Source organism: Bacillus sp. FSL M8-0350 (assembly GCF_038593345.1).
GTDB classification, from domain to species: domain Bacteria; phylum Bacillota; class Bacilli; order Bacillales; family Bacillaceae; genus Bacillus; species Bacillus safensis.
Genome location: NZ_CP151985.1, coordinates 436170 through 453782, shown reverse-complemented (window position 1 = coordinate 453782; position 17613 = coordinate 436170). Strand labels below are relative to the sequence as shown.

The window sequence follows — 17613 nt, the reverse complement described above, 5'->3', positions numbered from 1 at the left end:
ATTTTACATGTTCCCTTTCAAATCTCAATTGGATTCCACTGTTTTTATGAACTTATCATCGTTTGGTCATCTTTTATTCATACTTTTTGAAAGAACTAGTACTGCGGTGAATCACATGAGGTTTTTTTATGATGGCATTGCAGAAGATGGTCAAGATGTTAGTTGAAATAGGACAGCGTCATTTACATATATTTAGAGAAAGAACTTCCTGACAGTTATAGGATAGATCTATTTAAAAAAGCTCATCACTATATCGATGAGCTTTTTTATCATGCCAGCAACTTCAAATAAGCAGCGTTGTTTTCCTCTTCAACCGCCTGTAAAATCTGCTGTGCCTGAGATGCGCTTGTGACGCTGCTTAACTTTTGTATGATGTCTTCTTTCGATAACGCACAGCCTGGTGCTCCCTGCGGAATATCAACCCGATTGCTCATGGTGGTGCCGTCAGTTAAGGTGAGCTTCACAATCGTAAAGCGTCCTTTTGGAACAGCATTGGGATGGGGTTCTGTCGTTTGATCATAACCTCTGCTCACCCGCTTCATCCATGTCCGCATGTCTGATGGAATGTTTTTTTTCGTAAAGGCATCCAGCGTAAGCGTCTGTCCAAACACTGCAAGTGCGATGACATATTCGACACTGAATCGTCCTTCTTCCCCGGTTAAAGGTGTCCGCTCAATAAGCGCTGCATCTCCGCCTGGCGGGAATATGACATCGACCTGTTTTACCTGCTCCGGCAAGAAAGACCGCTCTTTCATTAAGGATTGGATCGCATCTGCTGCATGGTGGGCTGCTGAGCAGAATGGATATACTTTGAACCACAGCCCCGGCGAAACGATACGCCATGTAGAACCATAGCCCTCTAGCAAACGGCTTTTCGCAAGTTCCAGATCTCCATAGAGTGAAAAGAAACCAAGCGCGCCATCAAGAACCGAGTCATTCCCGCCAAAACCTGAACAAGCTAAATCCATAGACCAAACGGCTGTTTTAGCAGCTAAGCCGGCTTGTAATGGTTTCATATCAGAGCCAAATTGCTTTCGCATTCCGGCTGATTGCGCTCCGGCAAAGCCGATTGCTTTCGTCAGTTCTTCCTTGGAGACTTGTTTCAAATAGCCAATCGCACACACTGCCGCAATGGCTCCGAGTGTTCCTGTATTATGCCAGCCCCGCTCATAATGCGCCTTACCGATCGATTCGCCAAGTCTTGCCATCACTTCAACACCTGTGATGTAGGCAGCTAAAAACCGCTCGCCATACCCTTTGCCGTCTGTCAGCTGTGATAGCAGCGCTGGAATGATGACCGCGCTCGGATGTCCTCTCACATCTGAGTGCACATCATCATAATCAAGGGCATGGATGAGGTAGCCATTCAGCATTGCTGCAGATTGGCGGCTCACCTTCTTTCCTTGTCCAATGACAGGAATCTGAGCGGCTCCGCCTTCCTGTTCAACAAGCTGCATCAGCTTTTGGATCCCTTCATCCTCTTTCGCAGCAAGCGCTGATGCTGCCGCGTCTAACAGGCCATTTCTAGCCATTTGAATGGCCCGCTCATCTTGCAGCGGATCAGCAGAAAGCACTGCTTCTGCCAGATGTTTTGTTAATTCCATGATCGAGACTCCAATGCCCGAACGGCAAGCTCAGCAAAGAAGGCAGCGGAAACTGGAAGTGCGTCTTCATTTAATGTAAACGCAGGGTGATGCCACTCCTTCGTACCACTAGTCCCCATCCATACAAAAAAGCCTGGAATGCGTTCTTGATAAAGAGCAAAATCTTCTCCGCCCGGTGACTGCTCTGCCTGCACGACATGTAAGTCAAGTGAGCCAGCCGTTTCTTCTACTACCTTTGTCAGACGCTCATCATTCATGACAGAAGGCAAATAAGGATGCCATCTCACTTCAGCCTCTGCTCCGAATCCTCCTGCAATTCCGCTGACGATTTGTTTCATAAGCTCCGGAATCATCGCTCTTACTTCAGGCTCAAACGTGCGAACGGTTCCTTCCATCTCAACACGGTCGGGTATGACATTCCATGATGTACCGCCTTGTATACGTGTGATACTGACAACCGCATGATGCAAGGAGCTGATGCGGCGGCTGACAATTTGCTGAAGGGCGCTTGTGATCTGCCCGCTGATGGCAATGGGGTCTACCGTGTGATTTGGAATACCGGCGTGGCCACCCGTTCCTTTAATATCGATTTCAAACCGGTCCACACTCGCCATCAATGCTTTTTCTCTAATGCCAATCGTGCCAACTGGCAGGTCAGGCTTGTTGTGCATACCGAAAATCGCATCGACCCCATCTAAAACACCTGCCTCTATGACGTGCTTCGCCCCTTGAGCAACTTCCTCAGCCGGCTGGAACAAAATACGGACCGTTCCTTTGATCTCGTGTTTCCGCTCTTTTAATAAAAGAGCCGCGCCAAAAATAGAAGCTGTATGGAAATCATGACCGCATGCATGCATTTTACCCGGTACCTTTGAAGAAAATGGTTCACCAGATGCCTCTTCAATCGGAAGTGCATCAATATCGGCTCTCAAAGCAATTGTCGGCCCCTCTTGTTCTCCTTTGATTTCACAGACAACGCCTGTTCGAAGGGCTGGGATATCAAGTACAGTGATTCCTTCCTCTTCTAACCAGTGGCGCAGTTTCTTTGTCGTTTCATATTCTTCAAACGCCAGCTCTGGATGCTCATGAAGCGCTCGGCGAATGTTGATCAAACGTTTGTTTAAAGCTTCATTTCCTATTGATTTCACTAGACACTCACCCCTCTAAAGAATAAAAAGCAGCTTATGCTTCTTCAGCCGCTGCTTCTTTTTGGATAAATCGTTTCGTTCGTTCATTCTTTGTTTCATCAAATAGCTCAGTTGGCGTCCCCTGCTCAATAATATGACCATCCGCCATGAAAATCACATGGTCTGCCACTTCTCTTGCAAACGCCATTTCATGTGTGACGATAATCATTGTTGTTTCTTGAATCGCAATGGATTTAATGACTTGAAGCACACCTGAGACAAGCTCTGGATCAAGCGCTGATGTTGGTTCATCCAGCAAAATCGCATGTGGATCAACCGCTAACGCGCGGGCAATCCCAATCCGCTGCTGCTGTCCGCCAGATAACGTGACTGGATAGCTGTCAGCCTTTTGCTCTAACCCTACCTGCTTCAGCAGTTTCATACCGATTTCATTCGCCTGCTGCTTCGTCATTTTTTTCGTCACAAGCAATGATTCTGTTATGTTTTGCAGTGCTGTCTTGTTTTTAAATAAATTATAGTTTTGAAACACCATGGCCGTTTGTTGACGCAGGTGATGGGCTTCTTTACGTGAAAATTTGGACGCATCGAGCCTTGCATCACCAATTTCAATCGTGCCTTCATCTGGTATTTCTAATAAATTTAAACAGCGGAGCAAGGTGGATTTACCGGAGCCAGAAGGTCCGATAATGGCCACAACCTGCCCTTTTTTCACGTCGAGATTGATTCCGTCTAAGACGACAAGGTCGCCGAATGATTTCTTCAAATTGGTGAGCTTGATCATGTCCACACCTCCTTAATTCCGGTAAGGTTTGCTGATTTTTCGTTCAAACAGGTCCTGCAGGAAGCTATAAATGATCGTCATCACCCAATACACGATCCCTACGGCTAAATAGGTTTCAAAGTATTTATAGTTCGCCGATGCAATCATCTTCCCTTGTGCAAACATTTCTGCCACACCAATCGTAAAGGCAAGAGATGTTTCTTTTAAAAGACCGATAAAGGTATTCCCCGTCGCTGGAATTGCATTTCTAATGGCCTGCGGGAAAATAATTCTAACGTAAGACTGCCATCTTGTCATACCGACAGATAAGCATGCCTCAAGCTGCCCTTCATCCACTGAGTTCAGAGCCGCTCTGAAAATTTCTGCTAAGTATGCTGAGTTCTTAATACTTAATCCGATAATGACCGCTGTTAAAGCATCCATTGAGGTCATCGCAGGGAATAGCTGCGGGAGACCAAAATAAATGAGAAAGAGCTGAACCAAGGTTGGAACCGCTCTGAAGAAAGAAATATACAGCTTGGCAAATTGGTATAAAACAGGTATCCGGTTTTTCGTAATGAGAGCGAATACCACACCAATGATAATGGCAAATACCATGGAGACAATCGCCATGAAGATCGTTATCGGCAAGTATTGAAGCAATGTCGGAAACACCGTCACCATATACTGCCAATCAATTTTGTTCATGTCTGCTCTTCACCGCCGCTGTCGTTATTTTTTAATTGGCACTGTCACATCGTCTTTGAAATATTTCTCAGACAATTTCTTAAGTGTCCCGTCTTCTCTTAATTCTTTGATGGCTTTGTTAAATTCTTCTCTTAGTTTGTCATGCTTTTTATCTTTCGCAAATGGATAGCCTACTTCTTCATACACAATTGGGTTGCCTACGATTTTCAGCGGCAGACCTGTTTTTTCAATTTGAGCAAGTAATACACTGCGTCCGTTGACATAAGCATCTACGCGGCCATTTGCCACTTCATTTAATACGCCGTCTTGCGTTTCATATGTTTTAATCTTAATTTTCTTGTCAGGGTCTTTGCTCTCTAAGTTTTTAGCATGGTTAGAGCCAAGAACCGCCGCCACTGTTTTTCCTTTTAAATCGTCAAGACCTTTGATGTCGTTGTTGTCTTTTTTCACGATGATTTGTGTTCCTGCGTAAGCGTACGTATCTGTAAAGTTAAATGTTTGTTTACGCTCGTCTGTGATGGCAACTTGGTTTGACACTGTATCGAGCTTACCAGACGTCAGCTGTCCCATCAGTCCGCTGAATTCACTCAGCTGCCAGTCTAGTTTGTAGCCTAGCTTTTTCGCAATGGCTTCTGTTACTTCAACATCGAATCCTACAAGCTTGCCATTGTCTTTATAAGCAAATGGATAGCTTTGTCCTGTAGCGCCTACTTTTAACACTTTTTCGTCTTTGCCTTCACTCTGATTGTTGCCGCCGCAAGCTGCTAAAACTGCCAGCATTGCTGCAAATAGAACGACTAGCCACTTTTTGTTTTTCATGTTTGTAAACCCTTCTTCCTCTTATGGTTGTGTGATATCTGATCTTAATTGTTTTTTGAAATAAACCGTGATATGACCTTTGCCTAAATCCTTTTCACCTGCTCTGACATAGCCTTTACGCTCATACATCTCTATGAGCCATGGATGCTTATCAGCTGTACCGAGCGACACGTACGGCACCTTCAGTGTATCCCTTAGCACTTCGGTTTCAACCCATTCCAGCAAGGCTGAGCCTGTGCCTTTTTTGGCGGCTGGTTCTGAGGCAAACCACCAGATGTGAGGGACGCCGAATGGTCCTGGCTGCTCTCCCCAAGGCATACGGAGTGATAAGGTGGATAGAAGCTCTCCGTTTTCTTCCATCACATAGCAAAGATTCTTTTGTACATTTTTCTGAACGAGAGCGAAATCAGCATGTGCTGCTTGGAACTGGATGCCTAGCTCACGAATTGGCTCGTAGGCTCTTGTTGTCAGTTCAAGCAGCGCCTCTATATCTGCCTCTGTTGCCAGACGAAACGTGTATCCCAACGTTAGTCACCTCACCCTTATGTCGTGTAGCGATTTTTTGGCTCTGTTAATCCAAGATTTTCTCGTAAGGTTTGTCCTGTGTAATCGGTTTTGAATAAGCCTCGTTCCTGAAGGATTGGGACGACGCGGTCTACGAACACATCCAGCCCTTCTGGCAAGAGCGGCGGCATGACATTAAAACCGTCTGCTGCTTCTTCACGAAGCCATGTTTCCATCACGTCTGCCAGCTGCTGCGGCGTTCCAATGAAAATATTATGACCGCGTGAGCCGGCAACCGATTGATAAAGCTGGCGAATGGTCAGGTTATCCTTTCTCGCCATATTCATCACGAGATCAAAACGGCTTTTCACCGCATTTGACGTGCTCGGATCAATCTCTGGAAGCGGCCCGTCTAAAGGATACTGAGACAGATCAATCCCGCCTAAGTAATTTTGCAGAATGCTCAGTCCAATCTCAGGAACAATCAGCTCCTGTAATTCTTCATATTTCGCTTGGGCTTCTTCCTCTGTATCAGCAATGATCGGGAAGATACCCGGCATGATGCTGACGTCCTCTCTAGCACGGCCAGCAGCCTCTACTTTCCCCTTCAAGCTTTGATAAAATTCCTTCGCTTTATCGAGATCGTTTTGTGCAGTGAAAATGAGCTCTGCTGTTTTTGCTGCAAGCTTTTGGCCATCTTCAGAAGATCCTGCTTGAATGATCACGGGCTGCCCTTGCGGCGTACGTGATACGTTGAGAGGACCTCTTACTGAGAAGAACTCACCTTTGTGCTGGAGCTCATGAAGCTTACTAGATTCGAAGAATTCTCCCGTTTCCTTGTTTCTGACAAGGGCGTCTTCCTCCCAAGAATCCCAGAGACCTTTGACGACTTCGACGAACTCTTCTGCACGCTCATATCGTTTATGGTGTGCTAAATGCTCTTCTCCGCTAAAATTTTTCGCTGTTTCTTCAATAGAAGATGTGACCACATTCCATGCCGCTCTTCCGCCTGATAAATGATCAAGGGAGGCAAACTGCCTTGCAATATGGAAAGGCTCACTGTATGTAGTGGATGCTGTTGCTGCTAAACCAATGGTTGAAGTAGACTCAGCAATCGATGAAAGCAGCGTGAGCGGTTCAAATCTCGTTAATACGTTCGGATGAGAGGTTTGATTAATGGATAAACTGTCGGCTAAAAAGAGCAAATCCAGCTTTCCTTCCTCTGCCTTTTTCGCTAATTGTTTAAAATAATCTAGGTTCATGGCTGCATCTGGTACTGCATTCGGATGTCTCCAAGAGGCAACGTGATGTCCAGTTCCTGCGATGAATACGCCTAGCTTGAGCTTCCTTTTCGGCTGTAACACTTGTTCTTCATCCTTTCTATATCCTAAATGTATCAAACCGAAGTCCTTAGATACATTTTTCTGATTGAATTAATCGGTTTTATTAATAAAAAAAAGGGCAAATGTTGCGAAAAATGAAAAATAATTATTACTATATGCCCTTTTTACAGGATTGTCAACCGCCTTCTGAACCTCCAAAATAAGGGATTTCAAACACTCATGACGGTGTATCAATCTCAATATTTCCGATGAGCCTGTCTGTGGTATGTGTCACCAGTTGACTACGCTCCAGCATGTTGTGAGCGATGACAGAATGAGTGGAATTGGCGGTGCGGACGGCAATTGCTTTTTGAGGAGAAATATTGATGATGTTATTGCGCAGCACACGGGCTGAGGCGGCCTGGTCAATAAAGATCGCCGTCGGCTGTCCAATCGATCGATTTAAATAGAAACGGTTATCTCCAATTTGTGGTGAACCATTTTTAATATACATCACCACATATAAGGATGTTTCTTCAAAGGAATTATCTTTAATCTCTAATGCCCCCGTCGTGCTGCTGTATACAGCGTAGTTTTGATAGTGCTTAAAGCGATTATGCCAAATGAAAGCCTTTGCATTTCCAGTGACACTGATCGTATACGAAGACCCAAGCTCCGGGTGTCCTTCTTGAATAAAGTGGTTGCCGTTGAGCCCAGCTTCCCCTTCCTGCACCCAGATTCCTCTGCTGAATTCTTTGAATTGATTGTGCTGGATCAGGATATTCGTTCCTCTCACCACGGCCGCATCGATAACAGAGTAGACCGTATTGTTTGAAAAGACGACACTATCCGATTGATAGATACGCAGCGAGGCGCTTCTTTTTCCGGTATTCGTTCCTGATTCAATATGGTTTCCTTCTATTAGAATACGATTCGCCATATAAACGGACACAGCCGCATCTTCAAAAAGACTAATCTTATTGCCTGTAATGTGAACGCTGTCTCCTCTCACATCAATTCCTTTTTCAAACCCCTCAATCATATTGCCAATAATCATTACATTGTTTTCCGTTTGGCCAAGTGAGACGCCTAAGCTCGTAATCCCTGCTTTTGTCACACCTCCTCCTACTGCACGAATCAAATTGTTGGCAATGATCGTTTCGGTGGAGAAGCCATAGGAGATACTGCTATCTGTATGATTGCCTTCAATGATCACACCATAGCCGTTAAAGTTATAGATGGAGCTTGCAGCACCTCCTCTGACGATGTTGTTGCGAATCTGAATATTCAGAGGCTCCTCCATATTAACGGCATTTTCTCCATAGCCTTCAATATCAATGCCCATTCTTGGCTCGACCCCATTTACTCCTGCTCTTTCCAAGAGACAATCCTCCACAATAACCCCATCACAGCCTGTAATCGAAATGTTGTTTCGTCTCGAATCTGTGATGGTGCAGCCAGAAATATCAATAGATGAAGCAGGAGAGTAAGGTTCACCCTCTGTCAATAAACCATGGGGACTGACAATGATGCCGTCTCCCGTACAATTTTTTATTTGGACATGATTCACCTCCACATGTGAGGCACCTTCAATACATATCCCAAAGCCCCATTCATGGGTTCTTCGTTCAGCGGGGAGCGGCTTGTATACATGTTCATGACGATCCCCTTCAATACGCCCGCCTCGGATGGTCACATGCTGAACCTTTCCTATATAAAAGGCTGCATACCCCCATGAATCATTTGGTTTTACCTTTATCACAGCGTCTGACGCCATCTCAATGCATATATGACTTGGCACCCGTATACCCGCACCTCGAAAAGGAAAAAATGAATCACCTCTGTACACCGCATCGATTAAATACGTGCCGCTCGGCAGCCAGACATGGGAATACCCCTGTGCTTTTGTCCACTCTAAACATTCATTGAGCTTAGCTGTGCAATCCGTTTTCCCGTCAGCAATTACGCCAAAATCTAGTACATTGACAACAGGTTTTTTTAGATCAGCTTCATTCAATTCCCCCAACCTAAATCACTCCTTTTCACACATGTTCTCTCGTCATCCTATGCATGTGTCAAAGGTTTGCTTGTACATTGCTTCAAATTTTAAATAAATTCTTCAGGAATAACTTTCCGATAATTTTCACTTCAATGAATTTTTCATTTTTTTGAGTCTTTACGCCTATTGAACTAACATTTTCCTGTTTTAGAATAGTTTTATATTGACACAAGAACTATACAAGAATATCATTTTTCTCATATCTCTTTTTTTAAGAAAGGATCTATGCCATGTCTACAATTGATCACGATAAAATTGTTAAAAGTGTTCCTCAAAAAGGGTTTTTTGGACATCCTAAAGGACTTTACACACTGTTTTTCACTGAATTTTGGGAGCGTTTCTCCTATTATGGCATGCGTGCACTGCTTATTTATTATATGTACACAGAGGTGACAAAAGGCGGTCTAGGCTTTGACCAGACGACAGCCAATTCGATCATGTCTGTCTACGGTGCGCTTGTCTATATGTCAGGAGTGATTGGCGGATGGCTCGCCGACCGGGTATTTGGATCATCCAGTACGGTCTTTTATGGCGGAGTTTTCATTATGCTTGGCCACGTGATTTTGGCTTTGCCAAGCGGAGCAACAGCGCTCTTTATTAGTATGGGACTGATTATTATCGGGACAGGTCTTCTCAAGCCAAACGTTTCAAACATTGTTGGCGACCTGTATACAAAAACAGACCCGCGCAGGGACTCTGGATTTAGTATTTTCTACATGGGGATCAACATGGGTGGCTTTATTTCCCCATTAATTGTCGGAACACTCGGTCAAAAAGTGAATTTCCACCTCGGGTTCTCACTCGCTGCCGTTGGGATGCTTGTTGGACTCATTACATTTGTGGTCACAAAAAAACCGAACCTTGGTCTTGCCGGCACGTATGTGACAAATCCATTATCAGCTGCCGAACGTAAGAACTTCAAAATTTACGGATCATTGGTTGTGATTTTGCTCGCGGTTTTTGCTGTCATTGGCATTCAAACAGGCGCACTCACAATTAATCTATTCACTTGGTTTGTCAGTGCCCTTGGTGTACTCATTCCGATTGTTTATTTCATTGTCATGTATTTCAGTAAAAAGACGAGCGCAGTGGAACAATCCAGGGTTCTCGCTTATATTCCATTGTTCCTTGCTGCCGTGATGTTCTGGGCGATTCAAGAGCAGGGCTCAAACATTTTAGCAACATATGCAGATCAACGAACAAACTTGAATTTCCTTGGGATGACACTAGCGTCTTCATGGTTCCAATCATTGAACCCAATCTTTATTGTGCTACTGTCTCCAGTGTTTGCTTGGTTATGGGTCAGACTTGGGAAGAAACAGCCGTCTACCCCGATTAAATTCTCACTCGGTCTTCTGTTTGCAGGGTTATCCTTCATCATCATGATCATTCCTGCATACATGTCCGGTCCGAACACACTTGTGAGCCCATTATGGCTCGTTCTGAGCTTCTTCCTCGTCGTGATCGGAGAGCTCTGCTTATCCCCAGTTGGACTGTCAGCGACAACAAAGCTGGCCCCTGCTGCCTTCTCAGCGCAAACGATGAGCCTTTGGTTCCTTTCAAATGCAATGGCACAGGCGATCAATGCGCAAGTAGTCAAACTGTTTGATAAAGTGCCGGAAACCGTCTATTTCGGTATCATCGGATTGCTGGCCATCGTTTTATGCGTTGTGATGCTATTACTGACACCAGTGATTAAGAAAGCGATGAAAGGCGTTCATTAATAAAAAACTGGACATGAGTACATCATGTCCAGTTTTTTACTTTATTTATGATCATTATCTTACTGCATTATTCATTCATTTTCATTGGTACTGTCTCATTTATTTCAATATTAAAATAATTCACGGCATTGTGATAACAAATATCTTTGACTATTTTTCCTATAAATTCGTAATCCCTTGGAAGCTCACCATTTTCTATCCAAGTCCCAAATAAATCACATAAGATTCTTCTGAAATATTCATGGCGAGGGAACGATAAAAAGCTTCTGGAGTCTGTAAGCATACCTACGAAAGTGCTAAGCAAACCTATATTAGATAATGTTTTCATTTGATCTAGCATGCCGTCTTTTTGATCATTAAACCACCACCCAGACCCAAATTGAATTTTTGCTCTGGCATCAGAAGACTGAAAATTCCCTATAGTAGAGGCCACAATCGCATTATGAGCGGGATTTAAATTATAGATGATGGTTTTAGGTAAAAGGTTGTCTTTGTCTAATTCATTCAAAAAACCATTTAAATGTCTTGCTAGATGGAAGTCAGACATAGAGTCGTACCCACTATCTTTCCCCGTTAACTTGAACATTCGTGTGTTATTATTCCTTAAAGCACCTATGTGTAATTGCATGGTCCAATGAAGAGAATGATATTTTTTACTCAGGTGAAGAAGAGTGTTTGTTTTAAATTTATTGATATCCTCTAGGGATAGTGTTTTTCCTTGCAGAGCACGTACAAATATAGAAGACACTTCTTGTTCAGTAGCTGGTGAAAATGGAAATATTTCAAAACCATGATCAGAAATTCTGCATCCATTCGCGTGAAAATAATCAATTCGCGAATGTAATGAAGCGATAAAGTTTTCATATGTTAAAACAGCGCCGTTGATTGAATCACCTAATTTTTCTATATAGTTCACAAAATTCGATTGTTCAATATTTAAAGCATGATCCGGTCTAAATGTAGGTAGGACCCTAGTTTTAATTCCTACATCTTTACGTATGATTTGATGAATTTCTAAAGTATCGATTGGATCATCAGTCGTACACACAACTTTTACATTAAATTTTTCTAAAATTCCATTTGTGGACATGTTACTTTCATTTAATCTCTCATTACAAATATCCCAAACTTGATGTGCATTTTTTTCTGAGAACAACTCATTTATATTGAAATAACGACTTAATTCTAAATGTGACCAATGATAAAGAGGGTTTCCTATTGTATATGGAACCGTTTGCGCCCAAGCTAAGAATTTTTCCTTGTCACTTGCATTCCCCGTGATCAATCTTTCTTCTACGCCTAACCATCGCATCGCCCTCCATTTATAGTGATCTCCATTAAGCCAAATATCAGTCATATTTTCATATTTTTTGTTAGCAGCAATGTCATCAGCCATTAAATGCGTATGAAAATCATAGATTGGCATATTTTTCGCGTAATCATGATAAAGAACTTTTGAACTTTCATGATTAAGCATCATATCTTCGCTTAGGAATGTAGACAATATCGTCACCTCTATACTTATGTTTAGAAAATCAATTAAATGAAATAAGGTGTTATTAACAAAAATAACACCTCACTTTTTTAGATCTTACTTAATTCAAACTCCGTATTTACGTAGATTGCGTCTCGTTGTGCAATTAAGCAAAGTTCTGCGGCTTTAAAAGTATGTTCTTGAGTCATAGCATTTTCAGTACCGTTTAAACAATCTAAAATAAGTTCACCAAAGTAAGGGAATCCTACTTCTCCATTTAGAGAAAAATGCTGCTCTGTCTGTTGATTTACTAAGTATAAATGGTCTCCTGTTTTATCCCTTGCGATGTCTACGTATTTGCGAATTTCAATATACCCATCGAATGTGCGCCCATCCCCCCAAGTGCTAAGGCCATCAGGAGTCAGCCAGTCTACTCTAAAGTAGTTTGTAGCCCCATTATCAGCAATCAAAGTAGCATCACCAAAGTCTTCTAATTCTGGATATTGATGATGCTTATAATTGCCCACTTTACTATGTACAACTTTTGCATCTTTTGCGCCAGAATAGAAAAGGAATTGTTCAATTTGGTGACTGCCAATATCACATAGAATACCTCCATAATATTCCTTTTCAAAAAACCAGCTTGGTCTGCTTTCCACATTACTACGATGTGGGCCAGTTCCAAGAACTTGTACCACTTTTCCAATGGCTCCTTGTTCAATCAATTGACCAGCAAATACGGCACTCTCCACGTGCAAACGTTCACTATAATAAACAGCCCATTTAAGTCCCGTTTCAGCTGTTTTTTTACGAGCAAGCTCCAATTGTTCTAACGTTGTAAAAGGTGATTTATCCGTAAAGTAATGCTTACCATGATCTAAAACACGCAGCCCTAAATCACAGCGTTTAGATGTAATGGCTGCTCCTGCCACGAGCCTGACATCTGGATCTTCGAGAATTTCTTTCTCACTTTTGGCTGCCTGTACCTCCGGATATGCTTTACAAAATTCTTGTACTTTTTTCTGATCATGATCATAAACCCATTTTAATGTAGCCCCAGCCTCAGTTAATCCATTGCACATTGCATAGATGTGTCCATGATCAAGACCTATAGCCGCCATGACGAATTGTCCTTCTGTAACGACAGGGGCACTTTTTCCCTTAGGAGCATAATTCATTCCATCACTTTTCTGCATGATTGTTCCTCCTCTAGCTAGCTTCCAGTTTATTTTTAATAATTTAATAACGTTAGACTTATAGTTTCTCGTAATTTCCTCCAACGGTTATCGTATCGTCTGAAAAATTTTCTACACTGCTTTGTTTTTCATAAAAATGCTTAACGTTCGCGAGCATTCCTTCACGTGTATAAAAAGGATCGTCTGCTGAAAGAGGAAGCTTCACATGAACACCTTGGTTTGCAGATTTATAGATGGCTGTAATAAGTTCTAGTGTTTTTCTTCCTTCTGTTCCATCAATTAAAAGCTTCTGGTTACCCTTGATAGCCATTAAAAAATTATTTATTTGTCCTTTATGCCCTTCAAATAGTAATTCCGGATATTGATGAAAAGCTTCCTGAATACGATTTTCTAAATCCTCATCATTTTTCTCTTGAGGAAACCCATTTTCTTTAGCTATTTGAGCATTTACTTTCCATGGGACAGATACTCTAGCTTTTTCACCTTGAAAAATCAATTGTTGTTCTTCTCCATGATGAACAACAGAACTGGTTACTTGTGCTAAGCTGCCATTTCCATAGCGAAGTACAGCAATAGAAAGGTCTTCAACCTCTGCATTATCATGCAAGGTATTACTAGTTGCTGCAAAAATGTCAACCGGCAATCCTAACATCCATTGCAACATATCAATATGATGGACAGCATGATTAAGTGTACAACCCCCACCTTCTTTTTCCCATGTACCGCGCCACCATAAATCATAATAACTATGACCACGCCACCAAAAAGAATCAACTTGAGTATGAGCGATTTTTCCAATTAGGTTTTGATCAAGGACATGTTTTAATCTCATAATGGGCGTCATAAATCTGTTTTGAGCAACAACGGATAAAAGCTTCTGGCTTTCAATAGATGCTTTTATCATTTCGTCACATTCTTTTAGAGAAGAAGCCATAGGTTTTTCTACTAAGACATGTTTGCCTGCTTTAAGAAAATCGATGGCAATGGCTGCGTGCATATAAGGGGGTGTACAAATGGAAACGGCATCAATCATAGGATCATTCAATAACTCTTGGTAGTTAGCGACAACTCGTGCTTCTAGGTTATATTTTGTTGCTGCAGACATTGCTTTTTCAGGATAAATATCAGCTAAAGCTACAATTTTACTCATTTCAGGCATTGCAAGATAAGCTTCGATATGGGCAGTTGCAATAGATCCAGTTCCTATAATTGCGATGTTGGACATATCAATCTTTCCCTTCTGCAAGAAGATAAAATTTCACTTCCAATAACGAGATAGCGCTTTCAAAAAACTGAATAATTCACCTAGCTGATAGATCAGAGTACCGTTCGTTTTATTAATATTCTAGTTATACTAGTATGGTAGCTCAAAAACATTATAACTTAATCTTTTTGAATTTTGTATAGTTTTTTGAATTTTCCTTTTAATATCCCCCACTTTTATGATTGATTATGGCTTACATAGTGGAATCCTCAAGAGATGCTCACAGTGAAAGTATTCAGAAAAATGAAATTAATGTCTACCATTCTAATCTACTTGTATGGTAGTATGTTAGAGAAAGGAGATTAGAATAATGAATATTGATTTTAAAAACCAAAACCTCTCTACGAGGGAACAAGTTTACAATATGCTAAAAGATCAAATATTAAGCCTGAAGCTTCCACCTGGGACAAATATTTCTGAAAAAGAAATATCCGTTCAATTTAATGTTAGTCGAACTCCTGTAAGAGAAAGCTTTTTAAAATTATCTCAAGAAGGATTATTAAGTATCTATCCTCAACGAGGTACTTTTGTTTCTTTAATTGATTTGAACCTTGTGGAGGAAGCACGGTTTATGCGAGAACATCTCGAGAAGGCAGTGATTAGACTAGCCTGTCAGGAATTTTCGGAAGAGCTGATTAATGATTTAGATATGAATTTAAGTATGCAAAAAATTTGCGTTAAGAAAAAAGACTATAAAAAAATGTTTGAATTAGATGAGGAGTTTCATAGAACTATTTTCAAACGGTGTAAAAAAGAAAAAACATGGTTAGTTATTCAACAGATGAATGTACACTTTAATAGGAGTCGCATGTTAAGGCTAGTAACAGATTATAATTGGGATAATATTCTTTCTCAACATATAAATATCTTCAAAGCTATACAAGATCAAGATGCTAATAAAGCTGAAAAAATCATGGAAGAGCATTTGAAAATTGCACTTGTTGATAAAGAATTATTGAAGAAAGAATATCCAAATTATTTTAAATAACATTAGGGGTGATGGTAGATGAGGATGACATTCAGATGGTTTGGAGAAGGAAACGACACGATCACACTGGAACAAATAAAGCAGATTCCAGGAGTGGAAGGAATTGTTTGGGCACTGCATGATGTGCCCGTAGGAGAAGAGTGGCCAATAGAAAGAATGTTAGAAATGAAAAAATTAGCTGATAAACATAACCTTCATATTGAAGTAGTTGAAAGCGTGAATGTTCATGAAGACATTAAGCTCGGACTTCCAACTAGAGATCGATACATAGAAAATTATAAGAAAACAATTCAGAAGCTAGCAAAGGTGGGTGTTAAAGTCATATGTTATAACTTTATGCCTGTCTTTGATTGGATCCGTACAGACTTAAATAAAACACTTTCTGATGGATCTACAGCTCTATTTTATGAACATAGTCGAATTAAAGATATTGATCCGAAAGAATTAGTAAATAAAATTAGTGAGAACTCCAGTTTAACCATGCCAGGTTGGGAACCAGAGCGGTTAAATCACCTCCACCAACTTTTTGAAGCCTACAAAAATATAACAGAAGATGATTTATGGGCCAACTTGAAATATTTTTTAGATCAGATTATTCCAATTGCAGAACTTCATGATATTAAGATGGCTATTCATCCTGACGATCCACCTTGGCCTGTCTTTGGTCTACCGCGAATAGTAACTAACCAAAAAAACATCAGAAAAATTTTACAACTAAATAGCAGCCCATGTCATTGTATAACGCTCTGTACAGGATCTTTAGGAGCAAATTTAGAAAATGATTTAGTTTCTATGATTCACGAATTTATTGATAGAATACCATTTACTCATATAAGAAATGTACGTATATATGATAACGGGGACTTTGTTGAAACATCGCATCGATCAAAAGATGGATCAGTAGACGTTTCAGCCATTATACATGCTTATTATGAAAGCGGATTCAAGGGTTATTGCAGACCCGATCATGGAAGACACATTTGGGATGAACAATGCAGGCCTGGATATGGTCTTTATGATAGAGCACTTGGAATTATGTATTTGTGGGGAGCTTGGGATGCTTTAAAAAATAAACAGTCTTTACGAAAAGAAGCAAAGGAGGAAGCTACATGGTAAACATACAAGAAAATAAAAATTTAGCTGGTAAAGTAGCTGTCATCACAGGAGGAAGTGGCGTACTTTGCAGCGCCATGGCAAAGGAACTTGCTAGACATGGCGTGTCTGTGGCTATTTTAAATAGAACAGTCGAAAAGGGCGAAAAGGTAGCCGAAGAAATTAACCTTATGGGTGGGAAAGCGATTGCGATTAAATGTGATGTTCTGAATAAAGATAGTGTGGAACAAGCCGAGAAGATTGTAACAGAGGAATTAGGCAATTGTACAATATTGATAAATGGAGCTGGTGGTAACCACTCCAGTGCAAATACAACCAACGAAATATTTCAAATAGAAGATCTTACTAATCCTAAGGTAAATACTTTTCTTCATTTAAGTACAGATAGTGTACAAAATGTATTTGATTTAAATTTTATGGGGACGTTCATTCCTACACAAGTTTTCACTAAACATATGGTTCATCAAAAGGGAGCAGTTGTCATCAACATGTCATCTATGAGTGCCCCTTCTCCAATGACCAAAGTGCCTGCTTATAGCGCGGCAAAAGCAGCAATTGAAAATTTCACCAAATGGTTAGCTGTTCATATGGCTGAGGCAGGAATTAGAGTAAATGCCATTGCACCGGGCTTCTTTTTAACCTCACAAAATAAAAACCTTCTCCTAAATGAAGAAGGAGATTATACAGAGAGGTCTCATAAGATTATTTCGAACACACCAATGAGAAGGTTTGGTACGCCAGAAGATCTTCTTGGTACCCTATTATGGCTTGTTGATGATCATATGTCAGCATTTGTTACCGGCGTGACAATTCCTGTTGATGGAGGTTTTATGGCGTATTCAGGTGTTTAATATTTTTATTTTTTCCTTGTCATACATCTTTATTTTATATGTTTTTTTAAATTTATAAGTAGGCTTGGAAAGGAGACAT

General features: G+C 41.1%; 15 protein-coding genes. 4 read left to right on the top strand and 11 right to left on the bottom strand.

Annotated features, from left to right (window positions below; translation table 11 throughout):
• Window positions 1-269 precede the first annotated feature (269 nt).
• The 8 genes from NSS80_RS02170 to NSS80_RS02135 all read right to left on the bottom strand — a co-directional run bounded on the left by NSS80_RS02170 (window position 270) and on the right by NSS80_RS02135 (window position 8891).
• Complete coding sequence (locus NSS80_RS02170; protein ID WP_041116664.1) at window positions 270-1604, bottom strand: MmgE/PrpD family protein; 1335 nt, start codon at window positions 1602-1604, stop codon at window positions 270-272.
• Complete coding sequence (locus NSS80_RS02165; protein ID WP_041116662.1) at window positions 1595-2752, bottom strand: amidohydrolase; 1158 nt, start codon at window positions 2750-2752, stop codon at window positions 1595-1597. Before NSS80_RS02165 ends, NSS80_RS02170 begins: the two co-directional genes overlap by 10 nt.
• Before the next feature lie 34 nt (window positions 2753-2786).
• Window positions 2787-3533 carry an amino acid ABC transporter ATP-binding protein gene (locus NSS80_RS02160; protein ID WP_317222206.1) on the bottom strand — a complete coding sequence of 249 codons (747 nt, stop codon included), beginning with the start codon at window positions 3531-3533 and terminating at the stop codon, window positions 2787-2789.
• A gap of 12 nt (window positions 3534-3545) precedes the next feature.
• A complete protein-coding gene (locus tag NSS80_RS02155) occupies window positions 3546-4220 on the bottom strand; it encodes an amino acid ABC transporter permease (RefSeq protein WP_024427305.1) in 675 nt (224 codons plus the stop codon).
• Between the two features lie 24 nt (window positions 4221-4244).
• Complete coding sequence (locus tag NSS80_RS02150; RefSeq protein ID WP_024427304.1) at window positions 4245-5039, bottom strand: amino acid ABC transporter substrate-binding protein; 795 nt, start codon at window positions 5037-5039, stop codon at window positions 4245-4247.
• Between the two features lie 21 nt (window positions 5040-5060).
• On the bottom strand, window positions 5061-5564 hold the full coding sequence (locus NSS80_RS02145) for a GNAT family N-acetyltransferase (protein WP_024427303.1): 504 nt from the start codon (window positions 5562-5564) through the stop codon (window positions 5061-5063).
• 17 nt (window positions 5565-5581) lie between these two features.
• Window positions 5582-6907, bottom strand: a complete 1326-nt coding sequence (locus tag NSS80_RS02140; protein ID WP_317222207.1) for an LLM class flavin-dependent oxidoreductase — start codon at window positions 6905-6907, stop codon at window positions 5582-5584.
• A 196-nt stretch (window positions 6908-7103) separates the two neighbouring features.
• Window positions 7104-8891: a right-handed parallel beta-helix repeat-containing protein gene (locus tag NSS80_RS02135; RefSeq protein WP_111927533.1), complete on the bottom strand. Its 1788-nt coding sequence runs from the start codon at window positions 8889-8891 to the stop codon at window positions 7104-7106.
• Window positions 8892-9154: 263 nt separating this feature from the next.
• Between NSS80_RS02135 and NSS80_RS02130 the strand changes: the two genes are divergently transcribed.
• Window positions 9155-10648 carry a peptide MFS transporter gene (locus NSS80_RS02130; RefSeq protein WP_024425520.1) on the top strand — a complete coding sequence of 498 codons (1494 nt, stop codon included), beginning with the start codon at window positions 9155-9157 and terminating at the stop codon, window positions 10646-10648.
• 67 nt (window positions 10649-10715) lie between these two features.
• Here NSS80_RS02130 and uxaC read toward each other — a convergent pair whose 3' ends face one another.
• The 3 genes from uxaC to NSS80_RS02115 all read right to left on the bottom strand — a co-directional run bounded on the left by uxaC (window position 10716) and on the right by NSS80_RS02115 (window position 14543).
• Complete coding sequence (gene uxaC / locus NSS80_RS02125; RefSeq protein WP_103132454.1) at window positions 10716-12152, bottom strand: glucuronate isomerase; 1437 nt, start codon at window positions 12150-12152, stop codon at window positions 10716-10718.
• An 80-nt stretch (window positions 12153-12232) separates the two neighbouring features.
• Window positions 12233-13318, bottom strand: a complete 1086-nt coding sequence (locus NSS80_RS02120; RefSeq protein WP_317222209.1) for a Gfo/Idh/MocA family oxidoreductase — start codon at window positions 13316-13318, stop codon at window positions 12233-12235.
• A gap of 58 nt (window positions 13319-13376) precedes the next feature.
• Window positions 13377-14543 carry a Gfo/Idh/MocA family oxidoreductase gene (locus NSS80_RS02115; RefSeq protein WP_208946016.1) on the bottom strand — a complete coding sequence of 389 codons (1167 nt, stop codon included), beginning with the start codon at window positions 14541-14543 and terminating at the stop codon, window positions 13377-13379.
• Between the two features lie 349 nt (window positions 14544-14892).
• Between NSS80_RS02115 and NSS80_RS02110 the strand changes: the two genes are divergently transcribed.
• The 3 genes from NSS80_RS02110 to NSS80_RS02100 are packed head-to-tail and all read left to right on the top strand — an operon-like array spanning window position 14893 to window position 17534.
• Window positions 14893-15570 (top strand): GntR family transcriptional regulator, encoded by a 678-nt coding sequence (locus NSS80_RS02110; RefSeq protein ID WP_317222210.1) that lies wholly within the window; start codon window positions 14893-14895, stop codon window positions 15568-15570.
• Window positions 15571-15588: 18 nt separating this feature from the next.
• Window positions 15589-16686 (top strand): mannonate dehydratase, encoded by a 1098-nt coding sequence (gene uxuA / locus NSS80_RS02105; RefSeq protein WP_317222211.1) that lies wholly within the window; start codon window positions 15589-15591, stop codon window positions 16684-16686.
• Window positions 16680-17534, top strand: coding sequence for an SDR family oxidoreductase (locus NSS80_RS02100; protein ID WP_317222212.1), 855 nt, complete (start codon window positions 16680-16682; stop codon window positions 17532-17534). The genes uxuA and NSS80_RS02100 overlap by 7 nt, the downstream gene beginning before the upstream one ends.
• Window positions 17535-17613 lie beyond the last annotated feature (79 nt).